We start from the raw sequence: 14,232 nt of genomic DNA, 5'->3' as shown, positions 1-14,232 counted from the left end.
ACCGAGGAGAAGGCCGGCACTCCGGTCAGCGCATCCCATAGCCATGCGCAGGCGCTGAGCCCTGACCCAGGCTCGGCACTGGCTCGACGCTTTCGGCGTCAAGAAACGGCTTTGGTCGACTTATCCCTCCACCTTCTCGGGTGGCGAGCAGCAGAAGGTCAATCTGGCCCCCGCGCTCATCCTGCCGCAGCGCCTGCTGCTGCTCGGCGAGCCCACCGCATCGCCCGATCGTGCTGCCCGCAAGGCGCTGGTCGAAAGATTGGCGCAACTTAAAGTGTCCGGCATTGCAATGATCGGTGTCTTTCACCATCCGAGTGATGTAAAGGCATTGATCGACCGGAAATTGCATCTGGAAGCCATCAAGATCGAGGACGAGCAAGACGATGTGGCTGAGTAATTTCGAAATTATATTGCAGGACCGCGTGATCGAACGCGGCGCTATCAGGATCGAGAATGGGTTGATCGCCGAGATCAGCGAACGGCCTGTCCAAGGGGCGGAGATAGATGGCGGCGGCCGGTTTCTCCTGCCCGGTTTCGTCGACATGCATGGCGACATGATCGAGAAATGCGTGGAACCGCGCGTCAATGTCCGCATGCCGCTCGAACTCGGCGTCTACGATCTCGATAAAATGCTCGCCGCCAATGGTGTGACGACAGCCTATGCCGCCGTCGCCTTCACACCCGCAACTTACGGCCATGTCCGCTCCATCGAGCACACCCATGCAATGATCCAGACCCTCGTATCGATGCGGGAAGAGCTTTTGATCGATCATCGCATCCATGGCCGCTTCGAAGTCACCTTCCTGCCCGCCTTGACGGAGGCAAAGACGCTGATCGACGCCGGTGCGCTCCACTTGATCTCGCTCATGGACCACACGCCGGGACAAGGGCAATACCGCGATATCGAACTGCACATCGCCAACACGGCGAAGGCAAGGAAGATCAGCGAGGCCCAAGCGGCCGAGCTCGTGAAGCAGCGCATGGCTGCCCGCTCCGAACATGGCGACGGCACGGACATCATCAACGGCCTGTCGGAATTGGCGCGCGAGCATGGCGTCGTGCTGGCATCCCATGACGACGATACTGTCGAAAAGGTGGCGCTTCTGCACAGCCTCGGCGCTGCGATCAGCGAATTTCCGATCAATATCGCAACGGCAAGAGAGGCGAGGCAGCTCGGGCTGGCAACGGCCATGGGCGCGCCGAATGCGCTGCGCGGACTTTCCTATTCGGGCAATCTATCCGCGCGGGAAGCCCATGAAGCCGGCATGCTCGATATTCTTGCCAGCGACTATCACCCATCGGCCATTCTGCCGGCCGTGATCGCGCTTGCGGAAATCGGCAAGGGCGGCCTTCCCGCCTCCGCTACGCTCGCAAGCGCCAACCCAGCAAAGGCGCTCGGCTTACACGACCGCGGTCGCATCGCCGAAGGATTACGCGCCGATCTGGTCATCGCCGAGCGCGGCCGAATACCGCGGGTGCGCGGCACGATCCGCGGCGGCAAAATGGTCTGGTCTGACGGTTCCATCAAGAGCTTTTGAGCCCCTCATCCGACCCTTCGGGCCACCTTCTCCCCGAGGGGAGAAGGGGAGTTCCGCCCTTGCCGCCAGCGAGAGGGTCGCCGCTCCCGCCAATCTCCATGGCTTACATCGCCTTCTGCGGATGCGGCGAGCCTTCATAGGCGCCCCAGATCGACTGATCGAAATTGATCGTGGCGCCGGTCATCAGGCCGGATTCCTCCGATGACAGGAAGGCGACGGCGCGCGCGACCTCGGCCGGATCGACCAGCCGGCCGAAGGGTTGCTCGGCGGCGGCTTTTGCCAGCCAATCCTCCGCGGCGCCGTGATATTCGCGTTGAATGCGATCCTCGCCATCGCTCGACATCCAGCCGATGTTGAGGGCATTGACCCTGATGCGGTTTCTGAGCAGCGCGAAGGCCGTATTCCGCGTCAGCGTATCGAGCGCGCCCTTGGAGGAGCAATAGGCGCTGATGAAAGGCTGGCCGGCCATCGACGACATCGAGGAGATGTTGACGATCGTGCCTTCGATGCCATTGGCGATCATATTCTTGATCGCGTCCTGCATCAGGAAGAAGGGTGCGCGCACATTGACCGCGAACATCCGGTCGAACAGGCCTGGATCGGTATCGAGAATGGTGCCGCGGTCCGTGATGGCGGCGACATTGACGAGGGCATCGGTGCGGCCGAATTTTTCGACCGCCGTCGCGATGACTTTACGGCAATCTTCGACTTGACCCAGATCGGCGGCAACGAAAGCGACCGGTATTTTATAGCGGTCACTTATCTCACGCGCCTTGGCCTCGCCCTTGGCGGTGCTGCGGCCGCAGATCGTCAGGCCGGCGGCGCCCCGTTCGGCAAAGAGGCGCGCAACTTCCGCGCCCAGGCCTTGCGTGCCGCCGGTCACGACGGCGAATTTTCCATCCAGTCGGCTCATCGGATCCTCAAGCCTCCCTGCGTACTGCATGGGCAGCGATCAATTCGGCAAACTGCCGGGAATCCATTCCGGCATCGATCGCCTCGGCCATGATGGTCGCTTGCGTTTTCGGCGCCAAACCGCCAACGGGCGGATCGCTGTCGAGATTGGTCGGGAAGGCATAGCCCTCGGCCGTTGACGCGATCACGTTCGCAGCTTCTGTGCGGCTCAGCGTGCCGGCGTTGAGCGCGGCAAGAAGTGCGGGATAGACCGTCACCGACATGCGGCTGCGGTTGACGCTCTCCATCGCTCGTCCGAAGGCCGAGGAGATCTGCAGGAGATTGGCCATACGATAGATGTCTTTCGAGACATTGTTACCGGCCCCATGCATGACGGCCGGATTGAAGAAGACGGCATCGCCCTTCTTCAGCGGCAATTGGACGTGATGCTCGGCGAAATAGGCTTGGAACTCGGGTCGGCCGAGGGCGATATAGCCTTCGAAGAAGGTCTGCGAATAGGGCAGGAACAGCGTCGGCCCGCTTTCAAGCGGCATGTCGCAATGCGCGATCGCGCCTTGCAGCGTCAGCAGCGGCGAGACGGCATGGATATGGCCGGGATAGGCCTGCATCTGCTGCGGCGACATGAAGCCGAGATGATAGTCGCGATGCGGCTTCTGCGCGGTGCCGCCCGGATTGACCCGGTTCATCTGCGCCGTCATCTGATAGCCGACGCCGAGCCAGGCTTCCGACACCATGGCGACGGCAGCCGACGCATAGTAGCGGGCAAAATTCTCCGGGTCCGCCAGGCAATGTTTCTCCAGTGCATTCCAGATACGATCATTGGCGCCGGGTTTGGCAAAATGATCGCCGGCGCCCCTGCCCTTCTCTTTTTCCTCGCGAACGATGGCTTCGAATACGGCAGTCGCGCGATCGACAACTCCCGCATCCGGCATGGCGTTCTTGATCACGACGATGCCTGGGCCTGAGGTGAAGGCCTCGACCCACTCGGCCATCAGGGTGCGGCGTTCGTCTTCATCCTCGGCAGCGCTGCGAACCTTGTCGCCATCATAGATCAGGATGTTTTTCTCGATTCCCGCGGCCAAAGGCCAGTCCGCCGGATTGGCAGTCTTTTCCACTAGGCCTTTGAAAGTATCGAAATTGCCGCAATCGGCCGACAGCCAAACCTTTTGACGGCGCCGGCTGGCGAGCGTCTGAGCGTCCATGGTGATCTCCTCCCAAAGTGACGTTGGACTTATGGGATTGATTCTAGCCTCGGGCCGGCCTATGAAAAAGATAGGACACCTCAAAAACACCTCAGAAGAGCCGCCTTGAAGCCGCCTTTCCCATTGAAAGACATCGCGCTGCAGGCCGGTCTCAGCCTCGCGACAGTCGACCGCGTGATGCATGAACGCGATGGCGTGCGCACCGTTACCCGTGCACGCGTCGCAGCGGCAATTGCCGAGCTGGAGCGGCAATATGTGCAATCGGGCTTGGCCGGCCGGCGCCTTGTCATCGATGTCGTCATGCATACGCCGCAACGCTTCTCATCCGCCGTCCGTGGAGCCTTCGAAGCGGAATTGCCCGGCATGCGGCCCGCTTCCTTTTCCGCGCGGTTTCATGTGGCCGAAACGATGAGCGAGCACGAGCTTCTTTCGATCCTGCGCGCCATACGCCGGCGCGGCAGCCACGGTGTCGTCCTGAAGGCAGCCTCCACACCTGCCATTGCCGATCTTGCCGGCCAGCTCATCGCGGCAAAGATCCCAGTGGTTACGCTCGTGACCGATCTGCCCGAAAATGCCCGCATCGGTTATGTCGGAATGGACAACCGCGTGGCGGGGGCGACCGCCGCCTATCTTCTCGGCCGCATGGCTGGAGAACGGGCGGGCAAGGTGTTGGTGACGCTATCAAGCAGGCTCTTTGCCGGCGAGGACGAGCGCGAACAGGGATTTCGCGATGTACTGGCGGCGCGCTTTCCGCACCTTTCGGTCGTGCGGATTTCAGAAGGATTCGGTGTCGATCGTGCAACGGAACTGCTTGTCCGCGACGCGCTGGAACGAGACCCGGATATTCGTGCAGTCTACTCGGCCGGCGGCGGCAATCGCGCCATCTTGAAAGCCTTTGCCGAAGCCCGGCGTGAATGCACGGTCTTTGCCGCCCACGATCTCGATCGGGATAATATCGGGCTGCTTGCGGCCGGCGAGATCAGCTTCGTCATCCATCACGATCTGCGTCATGACGCCCGCAGCGCCTGCCAGTTCATGCTCGCCTATCACCGCATGTTGCCGGCCGATTTTCAGGTGGCGCCGTCACGGGTCGCGATCGCCACGCCCTTCGAGCCCGCGCGCTGAAACACGTCGCGATTTTTCAGCTTTGGCGGCGGCAATATCCGGAACGAAATGGAGGCTATTCGATCGCGATGATCTCCAGCTCTTCCTTGCCAAGGCTGACGATATCGCCAACCTTCTTTCCCATCAGCAACCTTGCAACGGGTGAAACATATGAAATCGATCCAGCCCTGGGATCGGCTTCATCCTCTCCGACGATACGATATTTCTGCACGCGGCCATCTTCCCGGCTGTAAGTCACCGTACTTCCGAAGGCGACAACGTCAGACGAGCCGGGAGCCGTGACGACCTCGGCCGTGCGAACCCTTTCCGCGAAATAGCGCGCATCGCGCAATGGGATGGCAGTCTGCCGCCGGCGCTCATTGATGTCTTCAATGGCATTTGCCGTGTCATACGCTTTTCGCGCGTCCTGAAGCTGCAGTTCCAGTGCTTTCAATCCCGCTTCCGTAACAAGGTTCGGATGCGGTGAAATGGGCCGGTCGGGCAGCACGGTTTCCGCTGCCGCTTCGGCGCTTTCTTCCTTCATGAACGCTGTGCTCAATTCTAAGCTCCATTTCGACGCTTTGTACTCTTACGATATCTCCGGCAGTCTCCCGCCGGCCCTTGCACGGCTCGGCTTGGAGGAAGACGATTGGAAAATCAGCCTTATACCATAGATCAGACAGCAGCCTCGGAGAAATGCAATTGCCGATAGATAGGTCTCCACCGATCTCGGGTGCGGCGATACTATTGAAACAATCCGCGGATCGACTAGTGTTCGACCAGACAATAGTGACGGATGCAGATCACCGTTTTCGCGGCTTCGACCCGCAAATGTCAGCTTGAGAGAGATCGATGATCAGCCTTGGTGTTTTGACGACATATATATTGGTGGTACTCGGCCTGATGGTCATTCCCGGACCTGCGACGCTGCTCACCCTTGCCAGAGCCGTCAGCGGCGGCAAACGTGCCGGGCTGGCAACCGGCCTCGGCATTGCCGTCGGCGATCTCTTCCATACGATGATGGCAACCTTCGGGTTGTCGGCGCTGCTCGCCACATCCGCGCTGGCCTTCGAGATCGTCAAATATGCCGGCGTCATCTACCTGATCTATCTAGGCTTCAAGGCCTTTATCGAAAAGAGCGGCAGCATCGACGTACCGACAGCGCAGGCTATCACCCCCATGCGCGCGTTCCGGCAAGGTTTCTTCACCGAGATCCTCAACCCGAAGACCGCTCTTTTCTTTCTGGCGTTCCTGCCGCAGTTCATCCATCCCGAAAGCGGCTCCGTCATCGTCCAATTCGCGCTGCTCGGCGCCATCTTCGTCGCCCTCAGCATCGCCGTCACGTCGCTTCTGGCGATCGGCGCCGGATCGATCGGCGGCTGGCTGCGCCGCAACCGCACCATCGGACGCTGGCAGGGAAAGGTCATCGGCACGATCTATATGGCCCTCGGCGTGAGGCTTGCCCTGCAGCAGCAGTGATGCGATCTCGTGAAAACTGTAGAAGCGTCCGTAAAAACAGCGTCCAATACGTTCCAGCTCGCCGGCATGCGCATATTCTTCGTAGAGCTGCCCGCGGGCTATGACATGCCAAAACCGGGTGACAAAACTGACAGCCGATAATATTCGCGTCGAGCGAGGCAGCACGCGGGCAATAGCCGCCGAGCGGGCAAAGCCCGGCGCCCAAGGCGCCGGGGTTCCCGATACGCTCGGGCTTAACGGCGCGAGCCGAAGGGACGAAGCGCCATGTGGCGGTTGACATCCTTATAGAGCAGGTAGCGGAAGGGGCCGGGACCGCCAGCATAGCAGGCCTGCGGGCAGAAGGCACGCAGCCACATGAAGTCGCCAGCCTCCACCTCGACCCAATCCTGGTTCAGGCGATAGACGGCCTTGCCCTCCAGCACATAGAGACCATGCTCCATGACATGGGTTTCCGCAAAGGGAATGACGGCGCCGGGCTGCAGGGTGACGATCGTCACATGCATGTCGTGACGCAGGTCGGAGGGATCGACGAAGCGGGTGGTCGCCCAACCTCCCTCGGTGCCCGGCATGGCCGACGGCGTGATGTCCTTCTCGTTGAGGATAAGCGGCTGCGGGTAATCCAATCCCTCGACGGCCTCATAGGCCTTGCGAATCCAATGGAAGCGGGCATGCGCGCCTGCACGGTTGTGCAGCGACCACGTCAGGCCCGGAGGCAGGAAGGCGTAGCCGCCCGGCTGGAGGACATGCTTGCCGGAAGGCAGGGTCAGTTCGATCTCGCCATCGACGACGAAAAGCACGCCTTCGGCCTCTGCATCCTGTTCCGGCCGGTCGCTGCCGCCACCCGGCGCCACCTCCATGACATATTGCGAAAAGGTCTCGGCGAAACCCGAGAGCGGCCGGGCGATCACCCAGCAGCGGGTGTCGTTCCAGAAGGGCAGATAGCTGGTGACGATGTCCTGCATTACCCCCTTGGGGATGACGGCATAGGCCTCCGTGAATACCGCCCTCCCCGTCAGGAGATCGCTCTGCGGCGGATGGCCGCCGAGGGAGGAATAGTAGTTTCTTTGCATCGTCTGGACCCTTCATTCTCATGGTTTCGCGGAGGCTGCGGCATGCGCCTTCGCCATATAGCGGATTGCGCTACAGCCGGAAATGCAACGTCACGTGGCCCCCGCCTTCTCAAGCAGTTTCACGATCTTGCCGTAGCCGCGGTTGCGGGCATGCTGGAGCGGCGTCACGCCATCATTGTCCGCGAGATCGACGTTTGCGCCGGCACCGATCAGCAGTTCGACGATCCGAACGTGAGATGCACCGCCGTCACTGAGGATGATCGCCTCCAGCAGGGCCGTCCAACCGAGCCGATTGACGTGATCGACATCGACCCCGGCCTTGATCAAGGTATCGACCGTCTCGATATGGCCGCGCTCGGACGCGGGAATGAGCGCCGTGCCGCCATAGCGATTGATGCTCTTGAGATCCGCACCATGGGCAAGGGTGAGCTTTAGAATGTCGAGATGGCCGCGGGCGCCGGCATAGAGATAGGGACGGTCCTCAATCTCGTCCTTGGCATTGACGTCGGCGCCGGCCTCGATCAGCGCCCGTGCGGCCTCCACCTGGTTGCCATGTGTCGCGACAAGCAGCGCCGTCGCGCCGCTTGCGTCCCGCGCCTCGATGGCAGCACCGCTGACGAGCAGTTCCCGGATAGCGGCGACATCGCCCGCCGCGGCCGCCTTATGTAGTCGAAGATCCATTGTATCGCCGAAGGCAAGGAAAGGATTGCAGACAGCCATCAGGAAAAGCCAGGCCGACAGCAAAAATTTCAACATGCCTCATCCCGTTGGTGGTTCTGTCTGAATCTAGCAGGGAACTCCGCTTCGGAAAATCGAATATCAAAGCCGGGACCACTGAGAAAATGAAAACACTTTCAGGATTTTCCGTTGCTATGGCCTTGCCATAGCCTCACCGTTTTCCGCGCCAGCCCTTGTCCGCCACCACGACCGTGGGAGGGATGGAGCCGATCTCAAGCCGCACGCAGAAGCCTTGGCCGGTGTCGAGGAATAAAACGCGTCCGCCGTGAATCTCGGCCGCCTTCTTGACCAGGTTCAACCCCAGGCCTGCTCCGGAGGAGCTGGCATTGATGCGGCGAAACGGTTCAAAGACGCGATCGCGTTCCGCCTGCGGTATGCCTGGACCTTCATCGCAGACATCGATCGTGCCGGCAGCACCGACCCGAACGACGATCGACCCCTTGCCGCCCGCATGATCGATCGCATTTCGGATCAGGTTGACGACCGCCATCTCGATCGTCGAGGTCTGGATCACAAATACAGCTTCCTCGGGGCTCGGCTCAAAGTCGAAATCGTAGCCGGCATCCATCGCGATCGGCGCAAGGTCGGTGGCGATGTTTTCGACCACGGCATTCAGATCTTTCCTCTCCGCGCGCAGCTCGACCGCGCCGATGGCCTGCATTTCCAGAAGTTGATGCGCCACGCGGGAGAGGCGGTCGATATCTTCCCGAAGCTGGTGGCTCACCTCGGCCTCGGGGAGAAGATCGGCCCGGGTTCGCGCAATCGCAATCGGCGTTCTCAGCTCGTGCGCTGCGTCGGCGAGGAAACGATGATGCCTTTTATACCCTTCATCCAGCTTGGAAAGTGCATGGTTGAACGCGTCCACCAGCGGGATGATCTCGGTCGGCACCTTCGAACGCTCAAGCTGGGCTGGGCGGGTATCGAAATCGATGGCCTGCGCCTGTGTTGCCGTTTCCACGAGGCCGCTCAGCGACCGCCCGACGGCACGCGGCGTGACGAGCAGCGTTGCGATACCCGTGAGCACCAGTATGGGAAATACACCGACGATGATGAGGACTGCCACCGCCGGCAAGACACTGAACCAGTGAATTTCACCATGGGGACCCTCGGCGACCTCGACACGCATATTGATCCACACGTTCAGGCCGTCATTATCAAAGCCCCGTTCGGTGGCAGCCATGATCTGCAGCCTGCCGACCGAAGTCTCCTGGTTTTCGACTGTCGCATGCACGCCGTTGCCCGCTTCCACCCTCGCCCGGTCGATTGTCCAGGGAAAGCTTTCCTTGAGGGCGGCTGCCGGTATCTCCCCATATTGAAGAAGAAGTCCCTTCTCGTCCCGAACAGTGAACCAGAGTTCCGGGTAGCGCTGCTTCAGCTCGACGACCTCGCGTGTTTCGGCCACCTGCAGCTGCCCGTCATCGTCCTTTGAAAGCTGTTGCGCGACGACGCGGACGGCCTCTTCATTGGCATCCTCTAGCTCTGGATTGATGATCCAGATCCAGCCGACGAGAAGAACGGAAAAGAGAACGAGAATAAAGGCCTGCAGGACGATGAGGCGCTTTATCAGGCCCCATCGCAACGACCGGCTGCGCTCCGACTTCATGCCTTGGTCCGGATGAGATAGCCAATGTTTCGAACGGCTCTTATCTCGACCGTGGCTTCGGCCAGCAGTAGCTTCTTTCGGATTCGCGAGATGTGCGCATCCAGGGCATTCGATTCGATTTCGTCCTCCAATGCATAAACCGCCTCGACAAGGTTCGGCCTCGTGACGATGCGGTTCGGACGGCGCATCAGCGCCTCCAGCACCAGATATTCGCGCCGTGGGAACTCGACAAGCGATCCTGCAATGGAGATTTCGCTGCTTCGCGGATCGACGCTGAGATTGCCGAAGCTCAGATATCTGTCGGAAAGTGCCGGGCCGCGTCTCTGGAGAGCTCGCAGCCGGGCAAGCAACTCCTCGATGGCGAAAGGCTTGGCAAGATAATCGTCGGCTCCGCTGTCAAGTCCGTTCACACGATGATCGACGGTGCCGAGAGCGGTCAGAACGAGGATCGGCACGGGATGCCTGCGCTGACGAAGCGCGGCAACAAGATCGAGACCCTCACCATCCGGCAGGCGACGATCCAGGACCAGGACATCATAGGTCCCGAGACGGGCCATCGCCTCGGCATCCGCAATCGTCCGGACATGATCGGCAAGCACGTCGCGGCGTCTCAGCGCCTCGAGAAGCGCGAGAGCCATCTCGGGCTCATCCTCAAGAAGCAAGATTCGCAACGATGTTTCCCCCAAAGAATGGCGTTTGCCGTCCTTTGCCCCACTGACAGCCAAAGATTGCAGCTACATTACACGCAGATTTGCGAAGGGATACTGCGTTGCGTTGACTCTTGCCGGCTGAACCGGTCGCTAATTTTCCAGCAAACGCGCCAGCATCCGCCTGATGTGACCCTTGCCGCCAAAGAAAATCGCGGCGGCAACAATCGTCCGACGTTCCTCGATCGGCAGAAACCAGACTGCAGCCCCGCCACGCCGCAGGAAGCGAATGCCGGGATGGATATCCGATCGCAACGTTCCGATGTGCGGCGTCTCGACCAGCCGATCGATCGCCAGACGAAGCGCATGGATACGCTCGGCGGCGCGCTCGAGAGCTTCCTCGGGCGTGTCCCCCAAGTCGATATAGGCCACGAACAGATGATCGAAGATCAGCTCGAAGTCGCGGTCCGCGTCTTTTGAATATTCAAGATTCCACACGAAGAGCGTGCCGTTTCCGCTCGATCATGCTTGCGATCCGCTCTTCCATGTCCATTGCCGAGATTTTCGGCTCGTCGACCCTGCGCCGGATGAGCATGCGGAGCGCCTCCGTCTCTGCCGCCTCCGCCTCGGTTTTCTGCCGAAGCAGTTCCAGACCCTGCTGGAGGACAGAGCTCAAGCTGGAATAGCGACCCGTTTCGACGAGCGAGCGGGCAAACGCATCTTGCTGCTCGGTCAACGATATCGACGACTTGACGCTCACTGGCTATCTCCTTCAAGCGTTAAAGTGCGACCCAGTCGCATATATATCAAGGCGTCGTGTCTGGAAGATCTGGAGCGTTGGCCCTATTGCCGGCGTTTGGCCGTATCGTTGACGCCGCCCAGATCCGGCGCCATCCCATAGCTCATATTCTTCATCTGCTGGATGACGCGCGCCATCTCCTCGTCATCGAGAATGGGAGGCTCGCCGAGCGTCAATGCCTGAACATAAAGGCGCGACAGGGTTTCGACCTCGATAGCAAGGGCAAGCGCTGCCGCCGGCGTCGTGCCGAGCGAGATCTGGCCATGCTGACCGAGCAGGCAGGCGAGCCTGTCCTGCAGCGCCTCGATGGCCGCATCCGAAAGCGCCTGGGTGCCGAAGGTAGCATAGCGCGCGCAGCGGATCGTCGTACCTCCGGCGACACCGGTCATGTAGTGGAAGCTGGGGATGGTCTTGTGGTGCACGGCGAGCGTGGTCGCATAGACCGAGTGGCAGTGGAGAACGCATTCGATATCCTGGCGGGAGGCAAGGATATCGCGATGAAAGCGCCATTCCGACGACGGCCGGCGTTCGCCCTCGTAGCTGCCGTCAAAATACATCTGCACCAGGTCCTTCGGCTGCATCACGTCGTAGGGGAGAGATGTTGGCGTGATCAGGAAACCCTTGGGATTGCGCACGGACATGTTGCCCGCCGTTCCCTGGTTGATGCCGGACGCGTTCATCCGGCGGCAGATCGCTACCATTTCCTCGCGCAGGGCATTGTCGTCATAAGTCGTCACGATATTTGCTCCATGGTCTTGATCAGCGCCTGCCAGCGGCGCTGATAGGATGAAAGTTCGGGAAAGTCGGAAATATCCGGCGCTTCGGCGGCGAGTGGCACCGGCGAAGTGCGCTTCTCATGGGCGGCGAGCATGGCAGCGCCTGTCGCCGTGCCGGTCGTGCTGCGGCTCACAAGCACCCGCCGTTCGGGCAAAAGGGCCGCAACGGCGGCGCCATAGAGAGGATCGACGACAAAGTTGCCGTCAAGCACCACCGTTCCCGCGGGAGGCAAATCCCGGATGCAGGCTGCCGTCAGCAGCGCCGAATAGAGCATGGCGAGCGTGAAACGGACATCCTCATCCTCCGCAAGCGGACCTTGCAGACGGCCGCGATCCGCCGTGCCGGGAAAGAGCCCGTCGTCCGAGCCGAAGGTCGGCAGCGCAAAAGTGCCTGAGGCGACGATCCTCCGCACCGCCTGCAGCGACGCTGGGCCTGAGGCCTTTGCGGCGACGGCGGAAAATTCGCGCCCGCCCATGGTGAGCATGCCGGGCATCGGATTGCCGAACACATCGGCATTGCAGGAGTGACCGGGTAACTCGACATCGAAATCGACGCCGAGGCGATCCGTGAGCGCGACGATCCATGTGCCCGTCGAAATCACAATGAAATCGGAGAGATCGGCGGCCTGGTAACGGTAGAAGTTCGCCGAGGAGTCATGCACGCCGCATAGGATGCGCGTCGTTGCCTGCAGGCCGCAGCGTCTGGCCAACTCCGGCTTCAAAGGCCCAAGCGTTTCCCAGGCGCGCCGCATCGGCGGCATGAGGCGCTGCCAGCCACGGCTTTCGACGAGCGTAGCCGGCCGCCCATCGGCCGAGGCCCAAAGATGCGACTGCGCCGCGAGGCTCGTAACCTCGCTTGACAAGACCCCGGACAGGCGAAAAGCCCAATATTGCGGGGTGGCGAGATAGGCACTGGCGGCCGCGAATGTCTCTGGCCAGTGCATTTCCTGCCAGAGCATTTGTCGCGCTAGATGCGCCGCACCCAACATGATGGCGCTCGCCCTTTCGCGATAGGGGCCGACGATCGTCCTGTAGCAGGCGTCGACATCGGCGGGTATGGGCTGCTCGTAGTCGATCATCGGCATTGCCGCACCCTGCCCGCCGACCAGCACGCCGCCGGAACCATGCGCGCAGGTGACGATCGCGCCTATGTCATGCCGTTTGGCCAATACAGCCAGGCTATCGATGAGCCAAGCTTCGAGTTCATCAAGGTCATGATGGCGATAAGGCGGTCCGTCCTTGACCTTGTTCGGCGTCGACAACGTCTCCAGCACGCGACCGTCATCGCTTGCCGCCGACAACTTCACATTCGTCTTGCCGATGTCGAAAACCGCGACGATGCTCATTTCGGACCGACAAAACGTGTTGGCAGCAGCCCCATGAGATAGGGCCGTACCGTCTGAACCATGGCGACGAAGATGAGAATGCCGCCCCATATCGCGACCGTCAGATAGTTGCTGAGGCCGAACTGGTTGAAGCCCGAGGAGATGACCTGCAGGATCGCCAGCGCCAGCATCAACCCGCCGGCCGTGCCGAAGCCGCCGAATGGATCGACGCCGCCCAGCACGGCCGCAAGGATCGTCACCAGCAGATAGGATTGCGCATAATCCGCGCTTGCCGAATTGAAGGTCGCCAGCATGACCAAGGCGGCGAAGAAGCAGATGAGGCTCGACATGACATAAACGCCGACCAGCACCCGGCGCGTGTCGATCGCCGAATAGCGCGCGGCTTCAATATTGGAACCGATCATGGCGCAGGCGACGCCGAAGGCGGTACGCCGCAATATGAGGCTGACGATGACGGCCACAACGATCAGCAGCAGGAAGATCATCGGCACGCCGATAATTGTGGCCGTGCCGATACGGCTGAAACCGTCCGGTATGCCTGAAAGTGCCATGCCGCGCGTGAGATAGATGCTGATCCCGTCGATCAGCGATTTCGTGCCGAGCGTGATCAGGATCGGATGGACACCGGTATAGGCGATGAGCAGACCGGTGACGAAGCCGATAAGCAGGCACAATGCGAGACCGGCAACAAGTGCCAGGGCGATCACGGCAATTGCCGTCCCGGTGCCGCTGTCAGGCGTGATCAGGCTCTGCATGGTGAAGGCCATCAGCAGCGCGCATTGGTTCGTCGTGGCGATGATCGCCAGATTGAGCCCGCCCGTTATCAGCGGCGCCATCATCGCCAGAGACAATAGTCCGAGCAGCGGCAGCTGGTACATGAAGGACTGCAACGTGCCGATCGAAGCAAAATTCGGAATGAATAGCGAGAAGCCGGCGACGAGAAGGATCAGCAGGACGACCAGCCCGGTATGCGCACCGGGAATGCCCGTCCGCACGCGCGCCATCAGATCCGCAAGGC

General features: G+C 60.9%; 16 protein-coding genes. 4 read left to right on the top strand and 12 right to left on the bottom strand.

What is annotated here, in order from left to right; translation table 11 throughout:
• Positions 1–61 precede the first annotated feature (61 nt).
• Positions 62–397, top strand: coding sequence for an ATP-binding cassette domain-containing protein (locus tag DQ393_RS27020; RefSeq protein WP_245430487.1), 336 nt, complete (start codon positions 62–64; stop codon positions 395–397).
• Complete coding sequence (locus DQ393_RS27015) at positions 384–1,538, top strand: alpha-D-ribose 1-methylphosphonate 5-triphosphate diphosphatase (RefSeq protein ID WP_112344762.1); 1,155 nt, start codon at positions 384–386, stop codon at positions 1,536–1,538. Before DQ393_RS27020 ends, DQ393_RS27015 begins: the two co-directional genes overlap by 14 nt.
• Positions 1,539–1,641: 103 nt before the next feature.
• On the opposite strand, the gene DQ393_RS27010 is transcribed toward DQ393_RS27015, so the two are convergent.
• Both DQ393_RS27010 and DQ393_RS27005 read right to left on the bottom strand, forming a co-directional pair.
• On the bottom strand, positions 1,642–2,451 hold the full coding sequence (locus tag DQ393_RS27010; protein ID WP_112344761.1) for an SDR family oxidoreductase: 810 nt from the start codon (positions 2,449–2,451) through the stop codon (positions 1,642–1,644).
• A gap of 7 nt (positions 2,452–2,458) precedes the next feature.
• Positions 2,459–3,652, bottom strand: coding sequence for a phytanoyl-CoA dioxygenase family protein (locus DQ393_RS27005; RefSeq protein WP_112344760.1), 1,194 nt, complete (start codon positions 3,650–3,652; stop codon positions 2,459–2,461).
• Positions 3,653–3,757: 105 nt separating this feature from the next.
• On the opposite strand from DQ393_RS27005, the gene DQ393_RS27000 reads away from it, so the two are divergent.
• Entirely contained in the window at positions 3,758–4,777 is a 1,020-nt protein-coding gene (locus DQ393_RS27000; protein ID WP_112344759.1) for a LacI family DNA-binding transcriptional regulator, read from the top strand.
• A gap of 55 nt (positions 4,778–4,832) precedes the next feature.
• Here DQ393_RS27000 and greA read toward each other — a convergent pair whose 3' ends face one another.
• Positions 4,833–5,315: a transcription elongation factor GreA gene (gene greA, locus DQ393_RS26995; protein WP_112344758.1), complete on the bottom strand. Its 483-nt coding sequence runs from the start codon at positions 5,313–5,315 to the stop codon at positions 4,833–4,835.
• A gap of 293 nt (positions 5,316–5,608) precedes the next feature.
• Here greA and DQ393_RS26990 point away from each other — a divergent pair, with 293 nt between their 5' ends.
• On the top strand, positions 5,609–6,235 hold the full coding sequence (locus DQ393_RS26990) for a LysE family translocator (RefSeq protein WP_169643247.1): 627 nt from the start codon (positions 5,609–5,611) through the stop codon (positions 6,233–6,235).
• Positions 6,236–6,468: 233 nt separating this feature from the next.
• Here DQ393_RS26990 and DQ393_RS26985 read toward each other — a convergent pair whose 3' ends face one another.
• The 9 genes from DQ393_RS26985 to DQ393_RS26945 all read right to left on the bottom strand — a co-directional run bounded on the left by DQ393_RS26985 (position 6,469) and on the right by DQ393_RS26945 (position 14,092).
• Positions 6,469–7,305 (bottom strand): bifunctional allantoicase/(S)-ureidoglycine aminohydrolase, encoded by an 837-nt coding sequence (locus DQ393_RS26985; RefSeq protein ID WP_112344757.1) that lies wholly within the window; start codon positions 7,303–7,305, stop codon positions 6,469–6,471.
• Positions 7,306–7,395: 90 nt separating this feature from the next.
• Positions 7,396–7,986 (bottom strand): ankyrin repeat domain-containing protein, encoded by a 591-nt coding sequence (locus tag DQ393_RS26980; protein WP_210209438.1) that lies wholly within the window; start codon positions 7,984–7,986, stop codon positions 7,396–7,398.
• Between the two features lie 208 nt (positions 7,987–8,194).
• On the bottom strand, positions 8,195–9,646 hold the full coding sequence (locus tag DQ393_RS26975; RefSeq protein ID WP_112344755.1) for a sensor histidine kinase: 1,452 nt from the start codon (positions 9,644–9,646) through the stop codon (positions 8,195–8,197).
• Positions 9,643–10,317 (bottom strand): response regulator transcription factor, encoded by a 675-nt coding sequence (locus DQ393_RS26970; protein WP_112344754.1) that lies wholly within the window; start codon positions 10,315–10,317, stop codon positions 9,643–9,645. The genes DQ393_RS26975 and DQ393_RS26970 overlap by 4 nt, the downstream gene beginning before the upstream one ends.
• A 129-nt stretch (positions 10,318–10,446) precedes the next feature.
• Entirely contained in the window at positions 10,447–10,791 is a 345-nt protein-coding gene (locus tag DQ393_RS26965; protein ID WP_112344753.1) for a type II toxin-antitoxin system RelE/ParE family toxin, read from the bottom strand.
• Positions 10,778–11,053, bottom strand: a complete 276-nt coding sequence (locus DQ393_RS26960) for a type II toxin-antitoxin system ParD family antitoxin (protein WP_112344752.1) — start codon at positions 11,051–11,053, stop codon at positions 10,778–10,780. The genes DQ393_RS26965 and DQ393_RS26960 overlap by 14 nt, the downstream gene beginning before the upstream one ends.
• Before the next feature lie 83 nt (positions 11,054–11,136).
• Positions 11,137–11,793, bottom strand: a complete 657-nt coding sequence (locus DQ393_RS26955) for a class II aldolase/adducin family protein (RefSeq protein ID WP_112345187.1) — start codon at positions 11,791–11,793, stop codon at positions 11,137–11,139.
• Between the two features lie 32 nt (positions 11,794–11,825).
• Positions 11,826–13,214 carry an FGGY-family carbohydrate kinase gene (locus DQ393_RS26950; RefSeq protein WP_112344751.1) on the bottom strand — a complete coding sequence of 463 codons (1,389 nt, stop codon included), beginning with the start codon at positions 13,212–13,214 and terminating at the stop codon, positions 11,826–11,828.
• Positions 13,211–14,092, bottom strand: a complete 882-nt coding sequence (locus DQ393_RS26945) for an ABC transporter permease (protein ID WP_432422038.1) — start codon at positions 14,090–14,092, stop codon at positions 13,211–13,213. Before DQ393_RS26945 ends, DQ393_RS26950 begins: the two co-directional genes overlap by 4 nt.
• Between the last annotated feature and the right edge of the window lie 140 nt (positions 14,093–14,232).

This window comes from Martinezella tropici (assembly GCF_003287875.1).
GTDB classification, from domain to species: domain Bacteria; phylum Pseudomonadota; class Alphaproteobacteria; order Rhizobiales; family Rhizobiaceae; genus Rhizobium; species Rhizobium tropici_C.
This window is presented reverse-complemented; position numbering and strand designations above follow the sequence as displayed.

Excerpts from the sequence above, each read along its gene's own strand:
- DQ393_RS27015 (WP_112344762.1), top strand. The coding sequence starts at position 384 with ATGTGGCTGAGTAATTTCGAAATTATATTGCAGGACCGCGTGATCGAA.
- DQ393_RS27010 (WP_112344761.1), bottom strand. The coding sequence starts at position 2,451 with ATGAGCCGACTGGATGGAAAATTCGCCGTCGTGACCGGCGGCACGCAA.
- DQ393_RS27005 (WP_112344760.1), bottom strand. The coding sequence starts at position 3,652 with ATGGACGCTCAGACGCTCGCCAGCCGGCGCCGTCAAAAGGTTTGGCTG.
- DQ393_RS26990 (WP_169643247.1), top strand. The coding sequence starts at position 5,609 with ATGATCAGCCTTGGTGTTTTGACGACATATATATTGGTGGTACTCGGC.
- DQ393_RS26985 (WP_112344757.1), bottom strand. The coding sequence starts at position 7,305 with ATGCAAAGAAACTACTATTCCTCCCTCGGCGGCCATCCGCCGCAGAGC.
- DQ393_RS26980 (WP_210209438.1), bottom strand. The coding sequence starts at position 7,986 with ATGGATCTTCGACTACATAAGGCGGCCGCGGCGGGCGATGTCGCCGCT.
- DQ393_RS26975 (WP_112344755.1), bottom strand. The coding sequence starts at position 9,646 with ATGAAGTCGGAGCGCAGCCGGTCGTTGCGATGGGGCCTGATAAAGCGC.
- DQ393_RS26955 (WP_112345187.1), bottom strand. The coding sequence starts at position 11,793 with ATGGTAGCGATCTGCCGCCGGATGAACGCGTCCGGCATCAACCAGGGA.
- DQ393_RS26950 (WP_112344751.1), bottom strand. The coding sequence starts at position 13,214 with ATGAGCATCGTCGCGGTTTTCGACATCGGCAAGACGAATGTGAAGTTG.
- DQ393_RS26945 (WP_432422038.1), bottom strand. The coding sequence starts at position 14,092 with ATGTACCAGCTGCCGCTGCTCGGACTATTGTCTCTGGCGATGATGGCG.